Below are 26,920 nucleotides of genomic sequence, written 5' to 3'. Positions count from 1 at the left end.
TTTAATTAATTTCTATTTTTTCCGATTTTATGCCCGGAAACAGCATAATATCCTATAACAATATAGCAGGGTATCACAATCCAGTAAGCCTGTTGCGGGTTCGTATGATCCGTAACGTAACCGTATAGCAATGGCAGCAACGCTGCACCAGAAATAGCCATAACCAGTAATGAGGATCCTACTTTTGTAAATCGTCCCAATCCCGCAATTGCCAAAGGCCATATAGAGGGCCACATTAATGAATTAGCCAGGCCAAGTAAGGCTACAAAAACCACGGAAATTAAGCCGTTGCTAAAAATGGCTATAGTTGCAAACAAAACACCGATAAGCGCAGAGCTTTTAAGTGCAGTTTCCTGACTAAAGAACCTGGGTATACAAACTATTCCGATCAGATAACCAGCCAGCATGCTAATCAGGGTGAACGAAGTGAAAAACTTGGCAACTGACAATGGGATTCCCTGAAATGCACCATAACCAATGATGCTGTTTCCAGCAATCACCTCAACTCCTGTATATAAGAACAATACGAGGACACCAAGCAATAGGTGAGGAAACTCTAAAATGGAAGTTTTAACATTATGTCCAGCAGATTCCCCTTCTTCATCCAACTCTTCCTCATCAACATCCGGTAGCGCAGAAAAACGAATCACTATAGCCAAAACAATCAATATCCCAGTAATGATGAGGTAAGGTATAATTACCTTGGCTGCCAGGGCATTCAATTCTTCAATCTTTTGCGAAGGATTTAAAAGGCTCAATTTATTCTTCAATGCATCTGCATCATTTAAGATAACAGCGCCCAGAATAACTGGTGCCAAAGCTCCTGCAATGCCATTACAGATGCCCATAAAACTGATCCTCCGGGCAGCACTTTCCTTAGGTCCCAGAATGGCAACATAAGGGTTCGAGGCCGTTTGCAGCACTGTTAGACCTGCACCCTGCACGAATAAACCAACTAAGAAGAGCGGGTAAAATCTGCTGATTGCTGCCGGAATAAACAATAAAGAGCCAGCCGCCACCAGGATAAGACCTATAGACAATCCGTTCTTAAACCCTGTTACCTTTAACAACCAACCGGAGGGAATTCCCATCAGGAAATAAGAGATATAAAAGGCAAATGCTACCAGATAAGATTGAAAATTGTTCAGTTCACAAGCAAGTTGTAAGTAAGGAATCAATACAGCGCTCAACCAGGTAACAAAACCAAAAACAAAAAACAACATCCCTATAATAATCAGGGGGTTCAATACTGCTCTATTCGTCATATCATTTAATAATTTTGAGTCTTTATTTTATCTATGATCGTTTCATAGACATTCAGAGGAAATACCGAGGGTTGTCCATACCAAAAAAATGAGCCTAGTCCCTCGTAACTACCCGCCTTTATATGTCTGCTAGTAGGCAAATAGCTAGATACATCATTACAGTATCCCGCAACACTTACCAATTTCCCAGGCCATAATTTTTTAACTCCAATACTGTAATCCGTTACGGCCTCCCGGGAAAGGCCTACAAGTTTCCAGTTGCCGATGTTGATGGTCTGGATATAAACCGGCATGCTGGCCGGTATCTTATTACTTTTATCCAGCTTAAACATCAAATCTGCCCAACGCACGTTTTTTTCGGCATTTACATCTGCCTTACCATTATCATTTTCCTTCCTGAATGTAGCAATACGTTCATTACTCCATCTGTCTACTGGGAAGTTTACAGAATCAAGGTAAAAGGTAACCTTACCAGACAATTTCTGCAAGGGGCTGTTTAAGATCCTTTTTACATCAGCAGCAAGATCGTTCCCGGTTTTAACGTGATCGTTACTTAAAGGATTAATATCCCCTCCGCAGCCCTGAATGAATAAAGCATCTGTTACCCCCGTTTCTTTCTCTAGGAGGGCCCTTGTTACCCCCGGATAATTGGGACTTACCGTAAAACCTTCAATTCCTTCATTTTTAAATACCGGGTGACATCCGGTTAAAAAGACCAGGGTTTTATGGTGATCTTTTACGCGCTCAATGCTCAGCACATCTACATCATTATCATAAGGTACTTCTGCTCCTTCCAGACTTCGGTTGGCCCCAATCGTAGTTTTTCCTCTTCCAAAAGACAACACAGAAGGTTTCATGCTTTTAATTGCACTTTCAATGACAGCGATCATTGCCGGTTTAACCACATCATTTAAGTAAACAGAATCGGGCAACTGATGTCCGCCCCAGGTTGTCCAGTCTTGCGTTGAAGGTGCAAAATGAGTGTGTGAGGCATTTATCAATACTGCCGATGGCGGTATTTTGTGCTTTCTAAAAACCTGCTGTTTTATTGAAGAGATGAAATCATGATTAAATCCGCAAACATCTGTGCCTACAATCAAAACTGTTTGTTTTTCTGCTGCTACGGCTACAGCGCTTACAGACAGGTTACCATCTGTTCTGTGCCTGCCCTCGAAAATGTTATTATTTTTATCCAATCCGTACAGTTTACCATTGTTGATAGCAATAGATTTCAGATGTACGTCGTATGATAGTCCATTAAATTTCGCAATTTTAACCCAGTCTGCATTTTTATTTTTTAGCTCAAACCGCATCAGTTCATCATTTGCTGTAAGCGCAAACAATCGGCCTTTATAACTCGCCAGACTAATTATTCCTTCCAGCTCCGTAAGTTTTCGCCAGTTCGCGTTTTTACGCTTTATCGGCGCATAAGTAACTGCTCCGTTTTTATCCGCGGCATACATCACTTTGTCCAATACGGTAAATGTTGTTGAGTGACCTGCCAGTTTTCCCCACCTTACATTATCCATTTTTATCCATTCCAGGCTAAAGCGTCCTCCCCTTGGATAACCATAACCTGCAAGGGCAACTGAAAATGGATAGGTCCTGGGCTCAATACTTGACCTCGCTGTTCCGGAAAGATAAGTTTGCTGTGCCTTAACCGGAATAACAAAGAGGCCAGCTATAGCTAACCCTATAAAAATGATCTGATATTGAATTTTCATGTTACTGTACCAATTTTAAGGATTGATAAATAAAGTACTTGTATTTGCGCTACGTTTTCCTGAGGGCGTAATAACGATGGCTTTCAACTGTCTTTTTTCTCCTTTACGAAGGATAATATCTATGGGCTTTTCATAGAGATAATCCGTTTCTCTTGCGTCCTGACCTTCGAAATTATAATAGATCTTAGCCCCCTCAACAGGAACCTTCAGTGAAATTTTAAATACTGAACCAATTAGTGTTGTATCAGTAATCCCGATTGGGCCTGGTACTCTGTAAATTTTATCAGTTTTATCCAATTCAAGCAGATGTTTAGGCAAACGATGTTCAAAAAAACTAACAGAGTCTTTTTTTTCAGGGAATGTCCAGGCAACCTCAGCAAGCGCCATTAATCTTGGATAAAGCATGTATTCTACCTTGCGGTGCGTATCCATATGTTCTGTCCAGATTGCTGCTTCAACACCTATTATATGTTTTTTCTGATCATCTGTTAACACCTTTGGAGTAGGATCATAAGCATACACCCTTGATAAGGTATTGTATCCCCAACCAATTGCTAAGGGTTCCAACTCTCTTTTTCCCTGAATGAAATCGAAATAAACATGTGACGTTGGAGACATCACCACATCATGATTTTGCTGAGCGGCTTTTATGCCTTCATCGATGTTGCGCCAGGCCATTACAGTCGCATTCGGTGCTAGCCCCCCTTCAAGGATCTCATCCCAGCCAATAATTTTTCTTCCTTTTGAATTGACAAACCTTTCTATTCTTTTTACAAAATAACTCTGGAGCTCAAACTCATTTTTAAGGTGTTCGTCTTTAATCCTTTTCTGACAATACTTACAGGCCTCCCAACGTTTTTTAGGGCATTCATCCCCTCCGATATGGATATATGGCGAGGGGAACAAGGCCATCACTTCTGTAAGCACATCCTCCAAAAACTTAAAAGTGTTTTCTTTGCCTGCACAATAGACATCATCATATATACCCCAGCTCTCAGCTACTTTAAAAGGTCCGGGATGATCTCCGCAAGCCAATTCAGGATATGCAGCCAATGCTGCAAGGGAGTGCCCGGGCAACTCAATTTCAGGGATTACCGTTACTTGTCTTTGTGCAGCAAAATCAACCACCTCTTTAATCTCCTCCTGAGTATAAAAGCCGCCATAAGGGAGATGATCCTGACCATTTAAAGAATCTGTATAATGACTGATCTGGGTACTTGCCCTATACGCCCCTACTGAAGTAAGCTTTGGATATTTCTTGATTTCAATTCGCCATCCATGGTCTTCTGTAAGGTGCCAGTGATAAACATTCATTTTATACCTGGCCAGCATCTCTATCTGACTTTTAATAAAAGATACGGGGTAAATATGATAACCAACATCCTGCATAATACCACGATAAGGATATCTTGGCTTATCGTTGATTTCCACACAAGGCAGGTACAATTTTGAGCCCTCCATTTTGATCACCTGCATTAACGTTTGCAATCCATAAAACAAGCCGGCTTCGTCTCCTGATATATTTAAAAGAGTAGAACCAGCTGTCAAGCGATAGGCCTCCTTCGCTAATTTATCCTGATAGGTAAAAACAATAGCCGGAGTTGACTTATTTGTAGTTTCAGCAAGTAAAGGCAGTTTTAATCCGTATCTTTTCTGAAGGTAATCTTTCAAAACAATTGCGATTTTCTTTGACTTACTGTCTGAGTACAAAATTTGAGTTTTAGCTCCTATAGTAAAATTACCCTTCTTTAAAATTACACTGGTAGGTGCCGGTATTACTCCCAGATCAGCGGGTGCATCTTGAGCATAAGCTGCAACAGTACAAAACAATAACCAAATGAATATATATTTCAAGATTGCTGATTTAAGTTAAAAAATTATTAGTTATGCTTTTTCACTAACTCTTCCATGGCACCTTTAACAGTTCCATGTGCAAGAAGAATTGATTTTGCTTCATCGTAATTTTCAATCTCTGCTTTTTGCATAAGCATTTTCACACCTCGATCTACGATTTTATCATTGATAAGCTTAACATTTACCATATTATTTCCTTCAATTCGTCCAAGCTTAGTCATTACTGTGGTTGAGATCATATCAAACAGCATTTTCTGAGCAGTTCCGCACTTCATTCTTGTACTTCCAGTAATAAACTCCGGTCCTGTTAGCACTTCTACCGGGTAATCTGATTGTGCCGAAATAGGTGTTGAAGGGTTACTTACGATACAACCGGTTGTAATATTTAACTCCCTGCATTTTTTTAAGGCTTCCAAAACAAAAGGGGTAGTTCCGCTTGCTGAGATCCCTACTACAATATCATTCGGATTAATTTCAACATTTAACAAGGCATTCCAGCCCTCATTCACATCATCTTCTTTTTCTTCAAGTGCATCAGCTAACCGATCAATTCCTCCGGCGAGGATAGCGTTGAAAATACCTTTAGGTATACCGTAAGTGGTAGGAAGCTCAATAACATCTAATACAGATAACCGGCCACCGCTTCCAGCGCCAATGTAGAACATCCGGCCATCGGCTTTCAATTTACTAACTATTGCGTTAATCAGATTATTTACGCTTGGAAGCACTCCTTCTATAACTTTCGCTACTTTGGTGTCTTCCTGATTAATGTATCTTGTTAATTCTTCAACTGACTTATTTTCTAATTGATCGTACAAGGATGATTGTTCTGTAATTGGTATCATGTGTTTATTTTTTTATTTGTATGTGTTTTTTTGTTAATTCTTTTCCTAAAATTCTGGTCCTTTTCTGATGGTGTTGCCAGGCACCGAATTTTCAATAACCGGCCAATCATCAATCCAATTGATTTTATCGAGCATAAGCATGCGCCTACTGGCCCCGCTGGGAACGAGTGGATTGGTTTTATCAATCGCGTGGTACAAAAGCCAATCGGCACCACTTTTATCTGTTATGATTCTCGAGTTATGCCCTGGCCCAGCATACTTATCACTACCAGAGATAAGCAGTGTTCCATTTCCTCTTTCCGTTATATTCTTCCCATCTTTATCCAGATACGGACCTAACAAATTAGCTGATCTTGCAACTCTTACGTTATAAGTACTTCCTGCACCATTGCAACAACCGCCCTTAGATCCGAAGAAATAGTAATAATCTTTTCTTTTATGAATCATTACAGCTTCGAAATCCCCGGCTGCAATTTTTACTTTTTCAGTTAGATCTTTCATTGAAAAACCATCGTCAGTTAATTCCATAGCATAAGTCCCCTGACTTAACGATGAACTGTAGCTACCAAAAAAGAGATACTTTTTATTGTTCTCCGCAAAGTAAAAAGGATCGATTGTATTGGGCACTCCAATGTCATTACTGAGAAAAAGTTTACCCTTATCAACAAATGGTCCCGCAGGACTACTTGCTATGGCCAGACCTATTCCAGGGTTTGGATCAGCCCAGGCAGAATAGGAATAATACATATGGTATTTTTTATTTACAACAACTACATCCGGAGCCCAGATTCCTCCCTCTGATTTCCATTGTGGTTTTACCGTAAATGCATTGCCAATAGCAGTCCATTTAATTAAGTCCAGAGATCTGATAACCGGCACCAATCTGTTGCCATTTCCATCCCCCCAATCGTCCTCTGTTCCATAACCATAAAACCATCCATCTTCTCCCTTTACAATAGAAGGATCAGCTAATATGGGTTCAAAAACAGGGTTAATGAATTCTACGGTCTTTGCGGGTAGAGGTGGTTCTTCCTCCTTCTCCCTATCAGCAGGACCAGATTTACCACATCCTATAAAGAAAAAGGGGATAACCAAATAAAGAAGCGTACTCTTGCGCATAAAATCTATTAAAGTGTCAGGTCCGTTGGTAGGCATACTATTTTTTTAATGGCCAAAAACCAATTGGATTGAATTTATACCTCCACAAGTCACCCGCACCATCTAATGCAAGCAAATCTTTGCCGGCTGAAAACACTAAGGAATACATATCCCAGCCACTGCCAACCTTACTTTTTGCACCGAATATGCCGTCATCAGATAGCGGAAATTGATACATATCGCCAGTGGCGTCAATTGTAAGTAAAGAGTTTTCGTAAGGAATGATTTGAGTAAATCCTCCCCAACCACTTCCTATAGTTTTTATTCTACCGAAATCAAAATTACCAGCGGCATCTAAAGGATACATATTCATGCTTCCAGCACCATCTATTCCTAACAACAAGCCTTTGAATGGTATGATTTTAGCAAAAATACCCCAACCGAATCCTACGGTCTTGCTTGCCCCAAAATTTCCATTCTTATCGATTATATATTGAGCAACATCTCCGCCACCAGCTGCAAACCTTCCTATTATGCGGTTACCACCATAGTAAAAAACGGTGTTAAAGATATTCCAGCCAGCACCAATCTGCCGCGGACTGCTGAATGTTCCATTTGTACCTGCAGGATAAAGCAATAAATTACCGTTGGGACTTTTACCAATCATATCTCCATTAAAATCGAAGAACATCACACCAGCATTAGCACCCAGCGCATATGCTTTCTCACGCGGAACCTCTCCCGGGGCGTACGATCCGGTTATTAAAAAATAAGTGGTCTGCAGTGCTGGATTAATTTTGGCGTTTGCTTCAGTAATACTTACAGGAAGCAAATAGGATTGAAATGGCAGGATAAAGCCCTGGGTTTTAATACTCAGATTTAAAACCCCTGTATTTTTACTGCCCGCATTTATCTGTGCTTCGGGATTGTCCAAGGTATAACTACCCTCGGGCATTGGCTTATAATCAGTACCGTTCTTCAGGTTAAAATCATCAACGCTTGCTGAAGATGTCCCAAACTTTACATTTATGGTACTGTTGTTATCCAGACTTCCACCCATGTAAGCGCTATAATTAAATTTAGATACCGAAGGTGTTATGCTTAGGCTTTTGATTACCGGGCTGACATTCGCCTGGGGCATATAGAGCATTGAATAGGTCTCGGCATCTTTAACATTTAAATCAATATCAACCTCTTTGCTGCAGCCTGCCGCCAGGATACAGAAAATAAGCAATGAAATCTGTAATATTTTTTTCATGATCTGTTTTCTTAATGTGATAATTCAGTTACCAACCCGGATTTTGTGCTATACTTGGATTTTTGTCAATTTCATCCTGAGGAATAGGAAATAAATAATGCTTCGGCGTTTGAAACACCCTGGTTTCTATCAAAGTTCGTTTATAAAAATCATCATCCTTAAGACTAGTTCCGGCAGCTACATTCATTCCATAAACACGTGCTTTGTCCGTTTGCTCAGCGATCTTCCATCTGTGGCAATCAAAATAGCGGTGTGTTTCAAATGCCAGCTCAACCCGGCGTTCATTCCTGATCCGCGTACGCATTTCTTCTTTGGTTAATGAAACCGGTAAAAATGGCATCCCGGCACGGTCCCGAATGGCATTTACGGCTTTATATACATCACTCGTCGCACCATCAGCTTCATTCAGCGCTTCGGCGTAATTCAAATACATTTCACCCAAACGAAAGAATATCCAGGTTTTAAGTGAATACCGTTGCTCTGTAAGACTTACACCGGGATCAATGAATTTTTTAAGCAAATAACCCGTAGTATTATAATCACGGCCATCGCCACCCATTCCATCAGCTCCGGACTTCCAGAACTGTACCCTTCTGTCTACAAAATAAGCACCGTTAAAGTTAATCGTCGCATAAAACCTGGGGTCACGGCGCAGGTACATATTCCGGGTACCATCCAGCCATTTGCCTGTCGGCTCATTTCCTGCAGCATAACCTGTTTCCACATAACCGGAAGCAGCATTAATGATGGGAGATCCATCTGTACTGTAACCAGTTATCGGCGCCATACCGTTATCCATTTCATAGGCATCTATCTGTCCCTGTGTAGGATTCCAGCCGTCCCATCCGCCTAAACTTCCGGGGAATGCACATTTTTCCATCCAGCCATCTCTACCAGAATTTCTGGCGAATAAAACTTCAGGATTATTATTTTCAATAAACAACTGTTGATAGTTTTTAACAGGATCAGCGTAATTCTTAAATAAATGATACCCTGCAGACTCACACTTTGTTATGCAATCCTTTGCTGCTGCTGCTGCTAAATCCCATTTATTCTCATCATACTGCTGAGGAAATAATTTAGTACCCTCATTGTCTGCAAATGACCTGTAATCAGGATTTCCATTCCATAAAGGACTGGCATTATACAGGAGTACCCTGGCTTTAAGCGCCAGTGTTGCCGCTGCAGTCGGCCGGCCAATATCACGGGTCTGTACCACATTCATTGGCAACAGGGTAATTGCTTTATCACATTCATCGACCACAAATTTTACGCACTGGTCTAAGGGTTTACGGCGGATCTTCGTAAAATCATCTGCAACACCAGCACTATAATCCATGATTGGTACCGGTCCATATATCCTCATTACCTGAAAATGATAGAATGCACGAAGAAAGGTAGCTTCACCAATCCAGCGGTCTTTTGTGGTCTGTGTAAATTCTGCAGACAAGGGTGTAATATGGATATGTTCTAAAAAAATATTTGCTTTTCTAATTCCTTCGTACATATTTTTGTAGATCTGTCCTGCTACATTAAAAGAGTTCCAGGCCCCCTTGTTCATCAGCTTAGGAAATTTCTCGGGCCATGGAATGTTCATTTCATCTGAAGCGACTATAAAAGGGTTTACATCAACCATATCCGTAAAATAGATCTCATTAGGAAGCCCTGCATAAATATCCACCAAAAATGCCTCGGCGTACTTACGCTGTTTAAATGCTTCTTCTATGGTGATGTCTTCATCCGGACTTTTATCCAGGAAATCTTTTCGGCATGCAGAAATAAGAAATAACTGCATGATCAATATGCTGCAGATGATATATTGTAATTTTTTCATGTTCAGTATTATTTAAAATCTATCTGTAAACCTACGTTCAGTGAGCGCTGTAAAGGATAACCGCCTGTACCGTCATTAGATTCAGGATCTATGATTTTGATGTAGTCCCAGGTAATAAGATTCACGCCGTTTACGAAAACCCGGAGATTATCAATACCTATTCTGTTAGTCAATTTTTTTGGCAGGGTATATCCGATTTCGGCATTTCTTAACCTCAAATAATCTCCTTTCCGCATCCATAGTGTCGAATTCACGTAATTATTAGGATTGTTACCTACGTCTATAGCCGGGTATCGTGCATTTGGGTTCGATGGTGTCCACCTGTTATCATAATATTCTGTCAGCACATTGTTAACTCCCTTACCTTCGTAAAACGGCCACATTGAAAAACCTGTTAAGAAAACACTGGTACGGGCAGCCCCGGTAAAGTAGACACTTGCATCGAAACCTTTAAAGGATACGGTCCCGCCAAAGCCGAATGACATTTCGGGCAAGCGAGGAAAACCTACGGGGATCTGATCAGAAGAATCAATCACGCCGTCCCCATTTATATCTTTATACCTTACATCGCCAACACGTACCTCAGAAAAAGTATGTTCCGGACTGGTTTCTATTTCAGCTTGGCTTTGAAAGAACCCATCAGCGATAAATGCGAAGGACTGACCAAGGCGTAACCCCTTTCCAGTCAGATAAGGGAATCGCTTGGCGGGTTCGTCATTTTCTATGACTGTATTTTTCGCGAAAGTAAAATTGCCCCGTAAGGCGTAAAACAAGCCGCCCGAAGTGGTATGCTTGACTTCCAGCAAAGCGTCAATCCCTTTATTATTTACTTTACCAAGATTGCCAAAAGGGATAGACCATGGGAAAAACCCGGCTACTGAAGGAACAGTTTTTCTTTGCAACAAGATATCTTTACGTTTTTCGCTGAACACGTCCACCTGGAGCGTCAACTGATCCTTGAACAAGCCTAAATCCATTCCTATGTTCGTTTTCTGTGCCGTTTCCCAGGTTACATTCTCATTGCCAATTGCATTTTCCTCCATACCGGATAATACTTCTTGTCCGGGGCCAAAACCGTAAGACTGACCCTGTGTTTTAATGGTACTCAGAAATAAAAACCGCTGTCCGATCTGGTCATTACCTACTCTTCCGTGAGATCCCCTGAATTTTAAAGTTGAAATTGCGGGTACTTTCCAGAAATGTTCATTAGACACCACCCAGCCTGCAGAAAAGGAAGGGAAGAAACCATATCTTTTTCCCGCCGGAAAATTCTCAGAACCGTTGTAGCCAAAATTAATTTCAGCAAAGTAGCGATTGTCAAAGCCATAAGTAGTACGTCCGGCCAATCCCTGCCTACGGTAGGGAATATTCAGGATAGAGGAGCTTGCTGTAAGGCTTACGTAGTCGCGCTGGTTAAATAATAACATGGAAGTAACATCATGCCGTCCAAAACTTCGGTTGTAATTCAATTGCAGTTCATTGTATATCGCCCGGTCGGCCGCATTTGAAAATGAATAAGCCAGAGGTTTTTCCTCTCTATAATTAGCGCTGTATATATCCTCACCCGTTATTGGGTCTTTTCCCAGATACCTTTTAACTGCAAATTCTTTAGCCCTTCCATTATCAGTTTGTGCTACACGGTCATACGAGAACAAGCCTCTTAGTGACAATCCCTTGGTGGTGAAAGAAGACATGTCCCAGTTGACACCGAATGTACCTTGCAAGGTACTTCTGTCCTGGGTTAAATATCCTGATTGGGTTGACCTTCCCCATGGGTTCCATCCAAGATAGGTCCGGTCGCCACCGGGAGTTCCATCCGGATTGGTTACCGGAAAAGCAATTGGTGAAATCACTTTTAATGACTGAAATATATCTCCCGCACGAAAACCCGGATAATTGCCGTTCTGAATAATTCCACCCAGGCTCAGCTGCATGGTCAAACTTTTAGACAGATTAAGATCTACGTTGCTTCTGAAATTGTAACGTTTGATATTCGCATTGGTGTTAAATTTATTTGTAGGATCCTGTTTATACAGCCCATCCTGTAGGGTAAAACCTACGTTTGTATAATATTTAATGATTTCCGTACCACCGGTTACGCTAAGATTATTAATGGTCTGCCAGGTATTTTGCTTTAAAACAGCATTGGTCCAGTCAGAATTTGGGTATAGATATGGATCAGAACCGTCATAGAATTTTTTTATTTCTTCCTCACTCCACACTGGCGACTGATTTGCATATAATAATGCTTCATTCATTAAGGATGCATATTGTCCGCCGTTGATATATTCAGGAAGACGCAGCGCTTTCAAAGTAGCTGCTTCGGATCTATAGGTAACGGTCGGTTTTCCAAGCTCACCCCGTTTAGTATTTATAAGTATGACACCATTGGCCCCACGTACGCCATAGATTGCTGTTGCAGAAGCATCCTTTAAAATGGTGAAGCTTTCAATTTCCTGTGCGTTGATCACATTCATATCCCGCTCAACCCCATCAATAAGCACCAAAGGGCCATTACTTCCAAAAGTAGACAAGCCTCTTATATATACTTGCGCGGCATCTCCACCGGGCTCTCCACTTGCCTGCCTGGTAATAATTCCAGGTAGCTTACCTGCAATAGCATTGGTTAAAGAAGGCGTGGAAACCCGCTCTAGTTCCTTAACTGAAATTGTAGACAGCGAAGCTGTAACTGAAACCTTCTTTTGCGTACCATAACCAATAACAGCTACCTCGTCTAAATCTTTATTACCATCAGGAAGAAGTCGAATTGTTATGTTTTTTTTAACATTAGCACTAATGGTCTGTGACCTGTAGCCAATAAAGGAAAACTGAATAGAATCCTTTTCAGTCCTGATTTGCAAAGAAAATCCGCCATTCGCGCCAGTAACCACAACTATATTAGTCCCCTTAATCTTTACCGAAACACCAGGCATGGGAATATTCTCTTCATCCACTACCTTGCCTTTTACAACCCCCTGATCTACCTCCTGAAAAAAAACAACTTCAGACGTGTACTCTTTTGCTGACCCTTTCTCTACATCCGAGTAAATAAAAAGATCCTTGGCTTTCGCTTCTGTTATAAATAACAGCAAAAACATAAATTGTAGAATTTTATACATATGGTTTGGTTGATTAGTTTAGCAAACAAAAACGCAAATAAGCAGCAAAACAACCTCTCAAACCCAATCTTCACTGCAAAAACACCTATTTGCGCTTTTTATGCGTTTTATAATACAAATATAACCGCAATATAATAGCATGCAAATTTTTTTTAAAAAAAATGTATTTATCTAAAAATACAGCCTATTGAAGCTTTGAAACAAGGAATTCCTGGCAAACCGGCATTAAAACTGCCTACAAAAGCACAGACCACAAAACCGCATAAAAAATGCACCTTTATAACTTTATTTAATTAAATAGTATGAAATATGCGGAAACAAGCTAAATTTACTGCATTTAGTCATTCAAAATAAATCATCAAACCGCAAAAAAATCTCAACTTTGAGAGATTTACTATTTTTACATAACGACTCAAAAGCATGCGTAAAGAAGAAAGACACAAACTGATAATGAGAGAAATAAACCTTCATAACAAGGTTTTATCAGCTGATTTAAGTACCTTATTAAACATTTCTGATGATACGGTAAGACGCGATTTAAAAGAACTTGCTGAAACAGGTAAGCTTTTAAAAGTACATGGAGGGGCAGCAAGCAAATCATTTGTTTCGCCTTTCAACACACAGAATGAAGTCTATGCTTTAAATGAGAAGAAGAAGATTGCAGAAAAGACGCTTAAGCTTATAAAAAATGAAATGGTTATTCTTACAGAAGGTGGAACAACCATATTAGAATTGGCAAAAATGATTCCTGAAAACCTTAAGGTTACATTTTTCACGATAAGTCCGCAAGTAGCAATTACTTTGTCTGACCATAGTAATCTGGAAGTGATTACTATTGGAGGCAAACTCAACAAAAATGCGAACCTGCATGTTGGCGCAAGTGTGATCAATCAGTTGGTGGACATTAAAGTAGATCTGTGTCTTTTAGGCGCAAATGCCTTTTCTTCTGAAGAAGGTCTTACGGATATGGATTGGGATATCGTCCAGGTGAAAAAAGCAATCATTCGATCTTCGAAAAAAACTGCAGTACTGAGTATTTCTGAGAAATTGAATACCGCGCAAAGGATAAGAATCTGCGATCCCAACCACATCAATTATCTGATTACTGAATTGTCTCCCGACAGCCCTTTACTAGCCAATTACAGGAATGATAACTTAAAACTGCTTTAGCTACCAATTTCTGCGATCTTTTTTTTATCACCTTCAAAAGTTAAGACTCCCAACGACACATCCATTCAATTTCCTCTATCCATTCTGCTTTTCCAATTTCCCTGAGATAGTTATTTGCCTGCACAATAGATGGGTCTAAATAATCGATGGTCCGATCCGTCCAAATTCCAATGTCATGGTATACAGCTGCAATGCGCTTCGAACTCCCTTCGATGGAGGTTTTAATGTTTTTTCTGCTATTTCCTGTTGTTAAAAGGGTATTTCCACCTGTCGAAAATTTAGAGGATAGTACCAGATCCTTCTTTTCCCCTTGACTTATGGGGGCACCTATTAATACCAGAAACAACAATATTCTCGAAGGTTGGCATCGCAAAGTTTATGAGCAGGCGGGAAAGTTTTATATTCAAATACTGCATAAAACAACACATCTACTATTTCAAACACGGCCCTTCCTGTTTTATGGTTTTAGTTTCGCTATTATTGCTACAAGTTTGATGAAAATTAAACTTAGCATTATGAAAAAAATCATCTTTATATTTCTCAGCTTCTTTATTGCGCTATCTACAGTAAATGCACAAAAAGGCATCAACTTTTCTCGTACATATCCTGGTGGAGGAAAACTCCTTATGTGTGTAGATAGTTCAGCCAAAAATGTCTTTTATGCAAATATGTTCCCCAATCAGCCCCGCACATCTTTTAGTTATTTACCTGAAGTCAACAATGTAAGTATCCAAATTTATTTTAGAAAGGATATAAATATACAGCACTATCGGTATACAATTTTGGCTGATAATAAACCAATAGTAGTAAACAAATCGATTAACATAGCGCAACTGAAGGATGTCGACAGGGGGGATGAAGAAATATTCCGCTCTACCACACTTGGTATTTTCCCTATAAAAGGCAAGACGATTACCACATTAATCTACAGCATCGAAAAACCTCTTGATATTGACAAAGCCGTTTTCTACGGCAAGCCTATTCCAAGAGCAAAGATCAAAGGTTTTTCAAAGCGTTTCGCAACTGACAAAGGCGTTGACTACAATTGGATCACCGACCCAAAAGAAAGAACAAACCTTACTTTCACTAAAAAAGACGAAGAACTAACCATTGTAAAAGACAGATCAGATATTGATTATCTCTACCACACCTCAATAAAAGACAAGCAAACAAATAAAATAATTTTCGAATCAACTGCCTGGGAATACGGTGGCTTAATTGAAGAGCATGAGTTTTTACCTTATGTGAAAATCGACAAAAACGTTTTCAAAAAATCGGGGAGTTATGAAATTATGATACAGCCTTTGATTAAATGGACTGGATGCATGGATTGCGATATCTCAGCAAAAGATATAGAAAAATATATCACCAGACATACGCTTTCTATAACTGTAGATGAAGAAAACTACACCAAAAAAGAACTTTTTATATATGCGTTTATTGTAGCATTTGCTATTGGATTGGCCTTTCTTGTTATCCTTTACTTCACAAAAAAAAGAAACAAAAAAAAGCTGGCAGAAAAAGAGCAGCAAAAAAACATGGCGAAGCTTCAACTTAACTCAATTCGTTCCCAATTAAACCCTCATTTTCTGTTTAATGCACTCTCTGGCATTCAAAATTTAATGAACAAAAACGAGATAGACAATGCCAATAAATACCTTTCCAAATTTGCTCGATTAACTCGTAACGTACTTGATGATAAAGAACTGATTAGTTTGTCACAAGAAAAAACTTTATTAGACGATTACCTACAAATGGAGCAATTACGGTTCGGCTTTAAGTACGAAATTAATCACTCCGAAAACTTAGGCTTAGATAACATAGAAATACCAAGTATGCTGCTACAACCTTTTGTAGAAAATGCGGTGAAGCATGGCATATCGCAAAAGGGTACCGATGGAAAAATTATGATTACATTTATTAAGCATGCCAATGATTTGGTGTTAACTGTTGCCGATAATGGAAATGGATTTGACACAGAAAAAACCAATAATGGTTTAGGTCTTCTATTAAGTAACAATAGAATAGCGCTGTTAAATAGTATTTATAAAGAAAACCGCTTTACTTTAGCTATACAATCCACCACTAAGGGCACTAAAATAAGCTTAACATTAACTGATTGGCTATAATACAATGAGGGCAATTTTAATAGATGACGAAATTTCCAACTTAGAAAACCTACGGACTTTGCTAGAAAAGCACTGTCCGCAGGTAACTATAATGGCAACAGCACAAAATGTAAGTGACGCGGTTGATGCTATTGAAAAATATTTACCTCATTTAGTGTTTCTGGATATTCAAATGGGCAAGCAAACAGGTTTTGATGTGCTAAAATTGCTTCCAACGCGCAGTTTCGAAGTTATTTTTGCTACCGCTTACGATCAATATGGGATACAAGCTGTAAAATCTGCCGCCTTAGATTATCTCTTAAAACCCATTGATATTGAAGAATTGATCAACTCGGTAAATAAGGCCGAACATAAATTAGCAACACAAATACAAACATCGCAGCTCGATTTTTTACTGCAACAACTAAAAAAGCCAGAAACGAACGTCAGCAAAATTGCCCTACAGATGCAAAGCGAAATAAGGTACGTTACTTTATCAGAAATTATACGTTGCGAGGCAGACAATACTTATACCCACTTCTTCCTTTCGAGCAATGAAAAAATATTGGTTTCTAAATCACTTAAAGAATATGCAGATTTACTGCGCCCCAACGGATTTTTAAGAACTCATCAAAGCCATTTAGTAAATCCAAAATATGTAAAAAGCTGGTTAAAAGAAGACGGCGGTATTCTTCTTTTAATGTCTGGAGAAAAAATACCCATTTCTAAGCCCAACAAGGACACTGTAAAACAAGCCCTGCAACAGCTCTAAGTAATAAATCCCAAAAGTCGTGGATTTTATACCAGGTTTACTATTTCTTGAACATAGGAAAAGGATTCAGCGGATGATTAACCGCATTTTTCAAGACCTCCTTTATGAGAAACAAATGAAAACCCAGATTCGGAAACTCATGTCTAATTTCTGCGATCTTTTTTTTATCACCTTCAAAAGTTAAGACTCCCAACGACACATCCATCCAGTCTGCTTTGCAAAAAATCACCACAGTTTCCTTATACGCTCCTTTATATCCTGTTATTTTATGGTGCCAATATATCATTAAATCAATTTCCTCTATCCATTCCGTTTTTCCAATTTCCTTGAGATAGTTATTTGCCTGCACAATAGATGGGTTTAAATAATCGATGGTCCGATCCGTCCAAATTCCAATGTCATGGTATACAGCTGCAATGGCATATTTTTTTTCATTACGCTTATCTTTATCAAGTAAAATACAATGCAGGAAGACACGACAAACGTGGTTCCGATATTTCCCATAATCGATACCAATGACCGATTTAAATCGGGACATTAAATCATCAATGATTTTGTATGAATACCCCATATTGACCTAAAATTCTTTTATGTTGCCCTTTCTTTTTTAAAGCTGGTGAAATTCACCCCGGAATTATTCTTGAAAAATTTGCTAAAATGGGCATAGTCCTTAAAACCTAAGAAATAGGCAATTTCCTTCATAGTTGAACCCGTATAAATTGCTTGCCGTTTTGCCTCCACAACAATCGCTTGATGGATATGGTACCTTGCTGCAAAACCGGAAATCTTCTTCACTGAACGGTTGAGATAGTTTGGAGAAACATATAAAATGCTGGCATATTCGGACACCATCTTTTTCGTCCTATAGTGGTTGTTAAGCAAATCAAAGAACTCTTCGGCCAATTCGCTCCCTCTGTCAGACCTTTCTTTCAGCTGTATCAATTCAGACCCGTTGGAAAGATAAATGATGAAAATATTAAAAAGCCCTATTAAAATCTCTAATTTAGAGGGGGTAAAAAGGCTAAATTCCTTCAACATTTTTGCCATTATATCTTCAAGGTCCTTTTGTAGGTCTAAATCCGGTTGTATAGACCTTACCGTAAATGAATTATATTTTGGAGCGAAAAAAGAGGATATCGACCGCCTATCTAAAAGATGGATAAATTCCGGCGAAAGGTAGATGTAATACCCATCAAGTTTCCCTTCGGCGCCAAATACGCATATTTGACCAGGGCAAAGGAAGTAGACTACATTTTCTTTAATCATGAGACTTTGCAGATCTATCTTGAATATACCATCTCCCTTCTGCACCCAGATTATCCGATAGCCATTATCCTGGTCAGCCTGTCTGGTCGAGAGCTCATTACAGGTACACTGGTCTAAAGTTCTAATTTCGAATTGCATATTATCATCTTTAAGATTCAAGCCTCAATGATATGACAACAACCGATCCACTACATAACAAACTGACAATCTTACACTTAAAACAAAACCCCACTTAAAAAGCTATCTAAATATCGCTAATTATTTAAAGCATTGGCGATATTTAGACATATAATTACTATCTTGAAATATGTCCAAATCAAAGAAAATAAAAAAACCTATGGTTCCAGCCGACATACACGAAACTGGACAAACCGGCAACAATATTGAATCTTTAGAAATGGATATTTTACTTTCTTTAAGTAAGGATATTGCTTCGGTTCGAAGTAAAGAGGATCTTTTTCGAACTATATACCCAAAGCTGAAGCAACTTTTTGCAACAGATGATATATTTATCTGCAAACTGGATAAAGCAAACAAAACCTTAAACCCCATTCTTAGGGTTAGTGACCAAAGGCGTGATGAACATACTGCTTATCGAAGTATAGTCAACACAGACCTCCCCATTCATGACGGCTTTATTGATACAATTCTGAATGCAAAAGCACCCTTGATCTTTGATATTGAGGAGGTAAATAAATGGCTTTCCCCACCTTCATATATGCCAATTGTAAAAGCGGCTGGGCTGGTAGAAAGTTTATCAATAGCTTTATGCCATGGGGATGATCCTATTGGGATTTTGACACTTTGGTCAGAAAAAAAATATTCATTTACACCCCATCATCTTCAACTGATAGGAAAAATTGCGCCCCAGATTTCTTTTGTCATTACCAATATTTTAGCAGAAGAGGCTGCAAGGGAAAGAGAGCAGGAAAATGAAGCGCTCCTTCTGATCAGTAATGAAATTGCTTCCATAAGGAACAAGGGGGACCTTGCAAAAATTTTCAGTACTACGTTGAAAAAATATATCCATTTTAACGATGTAGTTGTTATGATCTATAACAAAGATCGAAATGTTTACCAGGTATATATTTGTGAGGTCGAAGAAAAAAGATTGAGAAATCCTGATTTTCAGGCGGCAATGTCTGCGGAGTATCCGCTTCTGGATAGCGATCTCTCCAATGCCCACATGCCAACAATCATTGACGTCGAGTTCCTGGTAAAGTATATAAATAGTCCCGCAACGTTTATCCATAAGGCAGGAATCAAGGAAATTTCGGCCATTAAATTGATTGATGGTGACCGGCTGATCGGGCTTTTTGTTCTTTTATCAGAACAACTCCTTTCTTTTCCCAAAAGCGCGTTGTATATTATGCAAAGGATCTCTTATCAGATATCCATAGCCGTTGCCAAATTACTCGCCAACGATGAAATTGAGCGAAGGGAAGCTGAGAAAACCTTATTACTTTCGTTAAGTAATGAGATGTCACTGGTGAGAAGTAAGGAAGATCTGGCAAGGATCATCAACCAGAAGCTAAAAAAGTTATTCTCTATTCTGGATTATACGATCGTGGTTCTTCAGGGCGCTGAAATGACTTATGGCCCATACCTGTTCGACCCTGAGGATACCCCTTTCGACAAAAAGACTGAGCTTATCGATACACTGTTCAATAATTATAAGTTTGAAGAGGGATTTTATGATGTGGTATTACAGACTGATGAACCTGTGATTTTTGATATTGATGCGATAATGGCCGCCGATGAGGTTCCTGGACATATCAGCTTCTTTCACTCCCTTGGAATTAAAGTTATTGTTGGTGCTGCTTTACGTATCGGAGAGCGGGACCTGGGGATATTATGGATACAACCATCGCAGGTAAAGTGCTCAGATATCATCATGACCAATGTTTTTAAAGGAGTGTGTTCCCAGATATCAATTGCCCTGGCTAATATCATTGCTAACGAAGACATCCTTAAAAGACAGCAGGAAAAAGAGATTATGCTTTCTTTGGGCAATGACATCGCTTCTATCAGAAACAGGACAGATTTACTAAGCATCTTTACCCATCAGTTTAAAAAACTCTTCCATTATAATGATGCATCAATTATTATTTTGAATAAAGAAAACAACACTTATAGTGCCTTTGTGCTGGATATGGAAGAGAAGCGAACAAATCATATTGATTGCCTTCCCAATTCAATTGGAGTTTATCCAATTGCTGATGGGATCTGCGATGTTATTTTAGCTGCTGATGGCCCTATTATTTTGAATTACCGGCAGGTTTTAGAAAAGAAAACTGCTCCAAGCTGGGCAGTTTTCTTACACGAAAATGGTATAAATGAAATGGTATGTGTTGCTTTGCGCGAAGGCAAGGAAAATATGGGTGCCTTTTTCCTTCATTCTGAAGAGAAAAATTATTTCAACAAACACCAGTTTAATCTTATCCAGGGAATTGCTTATCAATTGTCTGTAGCCTTAGCAAATGTTTTGGCAAACGAAAAAATAACAAAACAGCTGGATGAAATCAATACCTACAAACAACAGCTCGAAGTAGAAAACCTATACCTCCAGAAAGAAATATCAACGGATGGGAACTATAGTGAAATTATTGGTACAGGTACTGAAATGCAAAAAGTATTTCATTTGTTGTCACAAGTCTCTTTTGCCAATAGTACGGTATTGATTTTAGGTGAAACCGGTACTGGAAAAGAACTAATTGCCCGGGCGCTCCACAACATTTCGCCGCGCAAAGATAAAATGATGGTAAAGGTAAATTGCGCTTCTATACCTGCTAATTTAATTGAAAGCGAACTTTTTGGTCATGAGCGGGGAAGTTTTACTGGTGCAACAGACAGAAGGATTGGCAAGTTTGAACTGGCTAATCATGGAACTCTATTTCTGGATGAAATTGGCGAAATTCCCTTTGAACTTCAGTCAAAACTCTTAAGAGCCTTACAAGAAAGGGAAATAGAAAGGATTGGTGGCAGGAATGCCATTAAAATAGATGTAAGGATAATTGTTGCCACAAACAGAGATCTTGAAAAAGAGGTTAATGAAGGACGCTTTCGCCAGGACCTTTTTTATCGGCTCAATGTTTTTCCAATAAACCTACCTCCTTTGAGGGATCGTAAAGAAGACATCCCTGTACTGGCTGCGCATTTTATCTCCAAATATTCGAGAAATGCCGGCAGGGCGATAAAGAACATTTCAAGTAAGGTTTTACAGGATCTGATGGCCTATGACTGGCCGGGAAATGTAAGGGAGATGGAGCACCTCATAGAGAGGAGTGTCTTGCTTAGCAATGGTGACACGATAAAAAACATTCATTTGCCGGTACTGAAACGCATGGAAACAGGATCTTCAATTGCTGAACTCTATATTAAAACTATTGATGAAAATGAGCGCGACCATATATTGTCAGTCTTGAAAAAATGCAAGGGAAAAGTATATGGCAAGGGTGGAGCTGCTGAAATATTAGGCGTTCCGGTGTCAACGTTGAACTCTAAAATTAAAAAATTTGGGATTAAAAAAGAACAATCCTTTCAATAGAAAGGACTGTTCTTTTTACTTAGATTAATAAAATCAGTAATGTATTTTGCGGAGAGTTCCGGATATTGATGTTGAGGCCCATGCCCCGACTGCATGAACGTAATCATCTGCGCGTTTTTAAGCTGTCTTGTAAACGGATACCAATTTTCAACAGCAAAGCTTATATCATGATCTCCACATATAATCAGCATTGGAGTTTTGGTGGTTTTCAGTTGCTCCCTGAAATTTGATTTGTCTTCACGAAATCCGTCGCCACCTTTAAAATAAAGATTAAAAACTTCCATTGTTGAAGGTATTTTTGAGATGTCAATTCTTTTTGCAATGCGATCATGTGAGGCTTTTGCCGCTGCAACGCTGGCCTCGGATTTTGGTTCAAAAAAGAGTACAACCTCATCGTCAAAATTGTTAATTGGTTTTAAAGCGACATCTAGAAAAGCTTTTTCTAATGGAACTTCATTTTTTCCAGGAGGGCCGGTACCAATAAAAATAGAATGGGTAATCAAATCCGGGTACATCAGGGTGGCAGCCTGTGCTACCAATCCTCCGTATGACCATCCCAAAACAATGAATTTTTTAAGGTTTAAAGCCTGGGATAAATCTTTGATATCTTTGGCTACAATTGCAATATCTGTTGGTAATGTACCTGTAGAGGAGCCAATTCCTGTATATTCAAAAGTGATCACATTGAAATTCTCTGCCATTTTATCCAGAAATAGAGGATCCCAGGTATCCAGCGTTCCTCTGAACCGGTTGACAAAAATAATAGGAGTACCTTTCCCTATGGATCGATAAGCTAGTTTTCTGCCTTCAACTTCTACAAGTTTGGTTTCGGATGCTATTGCTTTTTGCCCGTAACTCTCCAGGCTCGCGACTACGAGTATTACAAAAAGAAATGACTGTCTGATAAATGGATTTTTCATTTTGCGGGTTTCATTAACTTTCAAGGGAACTTTCAACTGTAATCTCTGCGTTTAGTACTCTGCTGACAGGACAATTAAGTTCAGCATCCCTGACACTTGTATCAAAAAGGGCCTGATCAATTCCTTTTACCTTAGCTTTTACTACCAGATGTGAGGCCGTTATAGAACCATTTTCAAAATTGATATAAGCGGTAGTTTCCAGGCTGTCGGGCACAAAGCCGGCATCCCCCAGTACAAAACTCAGTTTCATGGTAAAACAACCGGCATGTGCTGCTGCAAGCAACTCTTCGGGATTGGTCCCTTTCCCTTCTGCAAACCGACTATTAAATGAGTATTGTGATTTGTCCAATATAGTGCTTTGAGTGGTCAGATGGCCATTGCCATCTTTTCCAGAACCATTCCAGACTGCTGTTGCTGTACGTTTCATATTTTAAGTATTAGGTTTAAACTCAAAATCCCAGGATACCCTGAGGTTATTTTTCTTAAGCGAGGAATTTCATCTAAATGCCTCTACTCCTGACTTTCAATTCAAAATTATCGAATGGCGAAGCGTACAACAATTGACAAACAACGCCAATCCTTGTACGTTTTATCCCAATATTAATACGCCTGTTGTTTCAGCTGCATTAGCGAAGAACCCGCTCCAAAAATACGCTCCTGTGTTGCGGCTATGATTTCATGGGGAAAGCCCAGTGCAATTGAACTCATCTCATTCAGGCGATACATCTGTTCTGCTGTCAGGTTCGCTTCAAGTGAACTCAGGTTATCGGCCAACTGTTGTTCAGTTCTCGGACCTAGAATTGTAATGGTAGATAAAGATGTTTGAGCATGTTTTTGACGTAACCAGGCCAATGCTACATCAAGGGTTTTCACCTCATTTTCTTCTGCAATTGCTTCTAGTGTATCTATAATTGCCGTTTCTCTGGCACTACGCTCTGCCTTCACTAGTGTTCCCCCCCAGGCTTTTTGTCTTGAAACACTGTCCTGTACCGAAGCCCGGTATTTTCCCGTAAGCGTACCCCCAGCTAAGGGCGACCAAAATGCGACACCAAGTCCTAACGCTTCAGCCATAGGCAGTAGCTCTCTATCCGCTGATCGCTCAATCAGGTTATATTCGATCTGAATGCCGGTTAACGGAGCCCAATTGTTCAAATCAGCTAGAGTTGCGGCGCTTGCAATTTGCCATGCCGGGAAATTCGAGAAACCCGCATAAAGAATTTTCCCCTCACGTGTCAAGTCATCCAGGGTCTTCATTACTTCTATAACCGGGGTTTGACCATCGGAAATATGTGCCCAGTAAATATCTAAATAATCGGTTTTAAGGCGCGTCAAACTCGCTTCAATAGAGGTTCTGATGTTTTTTCTGCTATTCCCTGTTGTTAGAAGGGTATTTCCACCTGTCGAAAATTTAGAGGATATTACCAGATCCTGTCTTTTCCCCTTGATCAACCCGGACAATATTTTTTCAGACTCACCACCCTGATACCCGTCAGCAGTATCTATGAAGTTCCCGCCAGCCTCTATATATCTGTTGAATATTTTTTCTGAGGTCGCCTCATCAGCACCATGCCCCCATTGTGTGCCGAAGTTTCCTGTGCCAAGTGCTACTTCAGAAACCCTTAACCCCGTTTTTTTTCCAAAAATTTTGTAGTTCATAACGTTTTTAATTAAATATGTTTAAACAATGGTGTGCGGTTTGGTTGCTACTCCTGATTTTCAATTCAAAATTATCCAACGGTGAAGCGGCCAACAATTGACAAACAACGCCAATTCTTGTACGTTTTATCCCAATGTACTTATGGGTGCATCTATTAATGCCAGAAATTCTTAAGATTGCATCACATTTAGTTATTATAATTTTCAAACATTGAATATCATGGAAAGATCAAAAACTATCGTACTCATTCACGGAAATTTTGTGAATAACAACTGTTGGGCAGATTGGAAGCACTATTATGAACAAAAAGGCTATAAAGTTTATACTCCTGCGAATCCCGGACACGAAGGAAATCCTGCGGAGTTGAGAGCAAAAGTCCATCCTGCCCTTGTTAAAACAGGATTTATAGACATTGTAAACAACATTGCTAAATTAATAGATAGCCTGCCTGAAAAGCCATTAATTATTGGCCATTCGATGGCAGGAATGGTTGTATTGAAATTGATAGAAATGGGAAAAGCAGTGGCCGGAGTAAGTATTGACGGGGCGCCGCCGAAAAATGTTTTCCCACCGTTTCAAACGCTTAAGACCGTATTACCGGCATTTGGTTTTTTTTCTTTCAGTAAATATTTTATGGGTAGTCGTAAATGGTACAATAATGCATTTTTTAATACCATACCTGATACGGAGAAAGAAAGGGCCTTTGAAAAATTTGCCGTACCTGAAAGTTATAAGGTTAGTCGTGAATTAGTTTTAAATTCCTTTTCAAATATAGATTTTAAGAAAGCCCACGCGCCAATTTTATTTGTTGGCGGCGGTAGTGATCATATCTTTCCACCCAATCTTACACAAACAATCGCCAGAAGATATAAGCATACAAATAGCCGGGTTGATGTGAAAATATTTGAAGGCAAAAGTCATTTCATTTGCGGAGAGCCAGGCTGGGAAAAAGTAGCAGATCATATTCTGGAATGGTATGAATCTCAATAATATATAGAAAGAACCTATTATTGATGATTTAAGTACTGCACAAAACTACAGTACTTAAATCACTAAATAAAATTATGATATCGCTTAACTATCGTTGATTCTGCGGTATCGTTGATTTCATGACCACTTCCTGTGGGATCAGTAAGGTATACCGAAGGTCATTTGCAGGCAGTGTATGTGTCATTCCCTGGACTGTCCTGCTCAGGGTTGTGGCAAACCTGGGCTCCTTGTTTAACCTGCGCAAATCCGTCCAACGCTGACCACGCATTAGCAATTCCTTGCGTCGTTCAGTCAGAATGATCGATAGGGCATTATCGGCACTAGTGGCCTCCAGGTCTGTAAAAGTACCTTCGGTCCATCTGCTGCGAAGCAATGTATTGAGGTCGCCCATCGCTAAGCCCGTATTTCCTGCCCTTGCATAACATTCTGCCCTGATGAGGTACAGTTCATCCACCGCAAGGCCGTTAAAAAGTTTTGCCGAACCTACAGCTCCCTCATAATTCCCGGTAAACCTATAGGTTACTGATGGTACAGGGACATCTGTATTTTCCTTAACCAGGATGGTCTTCCTAAGGTCGTCAGTGGTATAGGAGGCGATCAGTACCGGATTGATGATGGCCAGGTCCTCATAGCCATAACCTGGCTCCAGTGAGCCGTTTTTACTGTACAAGGTGGAGTGAAAAATGACCTCTTCATTGAACCTTCTGAAAGGTGAGAATGATTCCTTGTCCAGCGTATTGAAATTGATCAGCGTATTCCGCAAAGTCAATGCAGCATTTGCACTGCTTAAAGCATTGGGATAGTCCCTCATTGAGAGGTAAACCCTCGCCAGCATGGCCTGTGCCGCCGCTTTGTTAGGGCGTGAGGCCACAGAAGAAACCGGGTTCATCAAACCTCCGGCCTCAGTCAGGTCCTGAACAATACGGTTATAAGTTTCCTGAACTGTACCTCTGCCAGGGACATTATTGATGTCTGAGCTAAGGTCGATAGGGATTCCGGGATCGCTCTGAGCGGTAGCAGCATCATAGGTTTTTGTATATAACTGCGCGAGATTCCAAAATGCATAGGCCCTTAGAAACAAGGCGCTGCCTCTTAAATTGTTCAGTACGGCAGGTTGTTCTTTGCCATTTAGTTCCTGTACCGCTTCCAGCACAAGGTTCGCATGATAGACCTTATTATAAATGTCTACCCATTGCTGTGCGGCAGTTCTGATGGCTCCGGATTGCCAGGTATAAATCGTCCGGTCTTCAATACTGATCTGGTCCGAACCAAACCTGGCATCGTTCATATAGTAATCATCTGCGGAAACCTCTCCGTCTATCGGATATCCGGTATTGAACAATTCATAATTGTCCATCAGCAACTGGCAATCGTTCGCTGACTCTATAAACGATTGTGCTCCACTTTTCTTAATGTCTACATATTTTTGACAAGAAGATACCAGGATACCAAGCGCAGAGAGCAAAAATATAAGTCTGTTTATTTTCATGATA

The 26,920-nt window shown here is 39.8% G+C and carries 20 protein-coding genes; 5 read left to right on the top strand and 15 right to left on the bottom strand.

All coding sequences use genetic code 11. From position 1 onward, the window contains the following. Positions 1-5: 5 nt before the first annotated feature. From EZ444_RS04545 to EZ444_RS04510, 8 genes are read right to left on the bottom strand one after another with little or no spacing between them, the layout of a single operon-like run. Complete coding sequence (locus EZ444_RS04545) at positions 6-1,265, bottom strand: sugar MFS transporter (protein ID WP_131607538.1); 1,260 nt, start codon at positions 1,263-1,265, stop codon at positions 6-8. 5 nt (positions 1,266-1,270) lie between these two features. Then, the gene (locus tag EZ444_RS04540) at positions 1,271-2,989 is read right to left on the bottom strand and encodes a hypothetical protein (protein ID WP_131607537.1); all 1,719 of its coding nucleotides are present in this window, start codon (positions 2,987-2,989) and stop codon (positions 1,271-1,273) included. A 15-nt stretch (positions 2,990-3,004) separates the two neighbouring features. Next, positions 3,005-4,843: a beta-N-acetylhexosaminidase gene (locus EZ444_RS04535; protein WP_225874627.1), complete on the bottom strand. Its 1,839-nt coding sequence runs from the start codon at positions 4,841-4,843 to the stop codon at positions 3,005-3,007. Between the two features lie 26 nt (positions 4,844-4,869). Then, complete coding sequence (locus tag EZ444_RS04530) at positions 4,870-5,688, bottom strand: N-acetylmuramic acid 6-phosphate etherase (protein ID WP_131607535.1); 819 nt, start codon at positions 5,686-5,688, stop codon at positions 4,870-4,872. Between the two features lie 45 nt (positions 5,689-5,733). Next, positions 5,734-6,843, bottom strand: a complete 1,110-nt coding sequence (locus EZ444_RS04525) for a family 43 glycosylhydrolase (protein WP_225874626.1) — start codon at positions 6,841-6,843, stop codon at positions 5,734-5,736. 1 nt (position 6,844) lies between these two features. Beyond that, positions 6,845-8,044, bottom strand: coding sequence for a BT_3987 domain-containing protein (locus EZ444_RS04520; RefSeq protein WP_131607534.1), 1,200 nt, complete (start codon positions 8,042-8,044; stop codon positions 6,845-6,847). Positions 8,045-8,072: 28 nt separating this feature from the next. Beyond that, positions 8,073-9,878 carry a RagB/SusD family nutrient uptake outer membrane protein gene (locus EZ444_RS04515; protein WP_131607533.1) on the bottom strand — a complete coding sequence of 602 codons (1,806 nt, stop codon included), beginning with the start codon at positions 9,876-9,878 and terminating at the stop codon, positions 8,073-8,075. Positions 9,879-9,886: 8 nt separating this feature from the next. After that, complete coding sequence (locus EZ444_RS04510; RefSeq protein WP_225874625.1) at positions 9,887-12,997, bottom strand: SusC/RagA family TonB-linked outer membrane protein; 3,111 nt, start codon at positions 12,995-12,997, stop codon at positions 9,887-9,889. A 420-nt stretch (positions 12,998-13,417) separates the two neighbouring features. On the opposite strand from EZ444_RS04510, the gene EZ444_RS04505 reads away from it, so the two are divergent. Beyond that, positions 13,418-14,167 carry a DeoR/GlpR family DNA-binding transcription regulator gene (locus EZ444_RS04505; RefSeq protein ID WP_131607532.1) on the top strand — a complete coding sequence of 250 codons (750 nt, stop codon included), beginning with the start codon at positions 13,418-13,420 and terminating at the stop codon, positions 14,165-14,167. Positions 14,168-14,207: 40 nt separating this feature from the next. Here the strand turns inward: EZ444_RS04505 and EZ444_RS27360 are convergent, their stop codons facing one another. After that, positions 14,208-14,513, bottom strand: a complete 306-nt coding sequence (locus EZ444_RS27360) for a hypothetical protein (protein ID WP_205945212.1) — start codon at positions 14,511-14,513, stop codon at positions 14,208-14,210. Positions 14,514-14,682: 169 nt separating this feature from the next. Here EZ444_RS27360 and EZ444_RS04495 point away from each other — a divergent pair, with 169 nt between their 5' ends. Together EZ444_RS04495 and EZ444_RS04490 are read left to right on the top strand one after the other, a co-directional pair. Continuing rightward, positions 14,683-16,296: a sensor histidine kinase gene (locus EZ444_RS04495; RefSeq protein ID WP_131607531.1), complete on the top strand. Its 1,614-nt coding sequence runs from the start codon at positions 14,683-14,685 to the stop codon at positions 16,294-16,296. A gap of 4 nt (positions 16,297-16,300) precedes the next feature. Beyond that, complete coding sequence (locus EZ444_RS04490) at positions 16,301-17,047, top strand: LytR/AlgR family response regulator transcription factor (RefSeq protein WP_131607530.1); 747 nt, start codon at positions 16,301-16,303, stop codon at positions 17,045-17,047. A gap of 40 nt (positions 17,048-17,087) precedes the next feature. On the opposite strand, the gene EZ444_RS04485 is transcribed toward EZ444_RS04490, so the two are convergent. Both EZ444_RS04485 and EZ444_RS04480 read right to left on the bottom strand, forming a co-directional pair. Beyond that, complete coding sequence (locus EZ444_RS04485) at positions 17,088-17,585, bottom strand: HD domain-containing protein (RefSeq protein WP_131607529.1); 498 nt, start codon at positions 17,583-17,585, stop codon at positions 17,088-17,090. A 50-nt stretch (positions 17,586-17,635) separates the two neighbouring features. Further along, on the bottom strand, positions 17,636-18,451 hold the full coding sequence (locus EZ444_RS04480; protein WP_131607528.1) for a helix-turn-helix domain-containing protein: 816 nt from the start codon (positions 18,449-18,451) through the stop codon (positions 17,636-17,638). A 169-nt stretch (positions 18,452-18,620) separates the two neighbouring features. Between EZ444_RS04480 and EZ444_RS04475 the strand changes: the two genes are divergently transcribed. Then, complete coding sequence (locus tag EZ444_RS04475; RefSeq protein ID WP_131607527.1) at positions 18,621-21,860, top strand: sigma-54-dependent Fis family transcriptional regulator; 3,240 nt, start codon at positions 18,621-18,623, stop codon at positions 21,858-21,860. Here the strand turns inward: EZ444_RS04475 and EZ444_RS04470 are convergent. The 3 genes from EZ444_RS04470 to EZ444_RS04460 all read right to left on the bottom strand — a co-directional run bounded on the left by EZ444_RS04470 (position 21,854) and on the right by EZ444_RS04460 (position 24,436). After that, positions 21,854-22,780: an alpha/beta fold hydrolase gene (locus EZ444_RS04470; protein ID WP_131607526.1), complete on the bottom strand. Its 927-nt coding sequence runs from the start codon at positions 22,778-22,780 to the stop codon at positions 21,854-21,856. The two genes, EZ444_RS04475 and EZ444_RS04470, sit on opposite strands and share 7 nt — an antisense overlap. Before the next feature lie 13 nt (positions 22,781-22,793). Next, the gene (locus EZ444_RS04465) at positions 22,794-23,207 is read right to left on the bottom strand and encodes an OsmC family protein (RefSeq protein WP_131607525.1); all 414 of its coding nucleotides are present in this window, start codon (positions 23,205-23,207) and stop codon (positions 22,794-22,796) included. Positions 23,208-23,380: 173 nt separating this feature from the next. Beyond that, positions 23,381-24,436, bottom strand: a complete 1,056-nt coding sequence (locus tag EZ444_RS04460) for an aldo/keto reductase (RefSeq protein WP_131607524.1) — start codon at positions 24,434-24,436, stop codon at positions 23,381-23,383. Between the two features lie 220 nt (positions 24,437-24,656). On the opposite strand from EZ444_RS04460, the gene EZ444_RS04455 reads away from it, so the two are divergent. Further along, positions 24,657-25,427 (top strand): alpha/beta hydrolase, encoded by a 771-nt coding sequence (locus tag EZ444_RS04455; protein WP_131607523.1) that lies wholly within the window; start codon positions 24,657-24,659, stop codon positions 25,425-25,427. An 88-nt stretch (positions 25,428-25,515) separates the two neighbouring features. Here EZ444_RS04455 and EZ444_RS04450 read toward each other — a convergent pair whose 3' ends face one another. Beyond that, complete coding sequence (locus tag EZ444_RS04450) at positions 25,516-26,916, bottom strand: RagB/SusD family nutrient uptake outer membrane protein (protein WP_131607522.1); 1,401 nt, start codon at positions 26,914-26,916, stop codon at positions 25,516-25,518. Positions 26,917-26,920: the final 4 nt, after the last annotated feature.

Origin of the sequence: Pedobacter hiemivivus (assembly GCF_004331685.1) — a bacterium.
Classification (GTDB): Bacteria; Bacteroidota; Bacteroidia; order Sphingobacteriales; family Sphingobacteriaceae; genus Pedobacter; species Pedobacter hiemivivus.
This window is presented reverse-complemented; position numbering and strand designations above follow the sequence as displayed.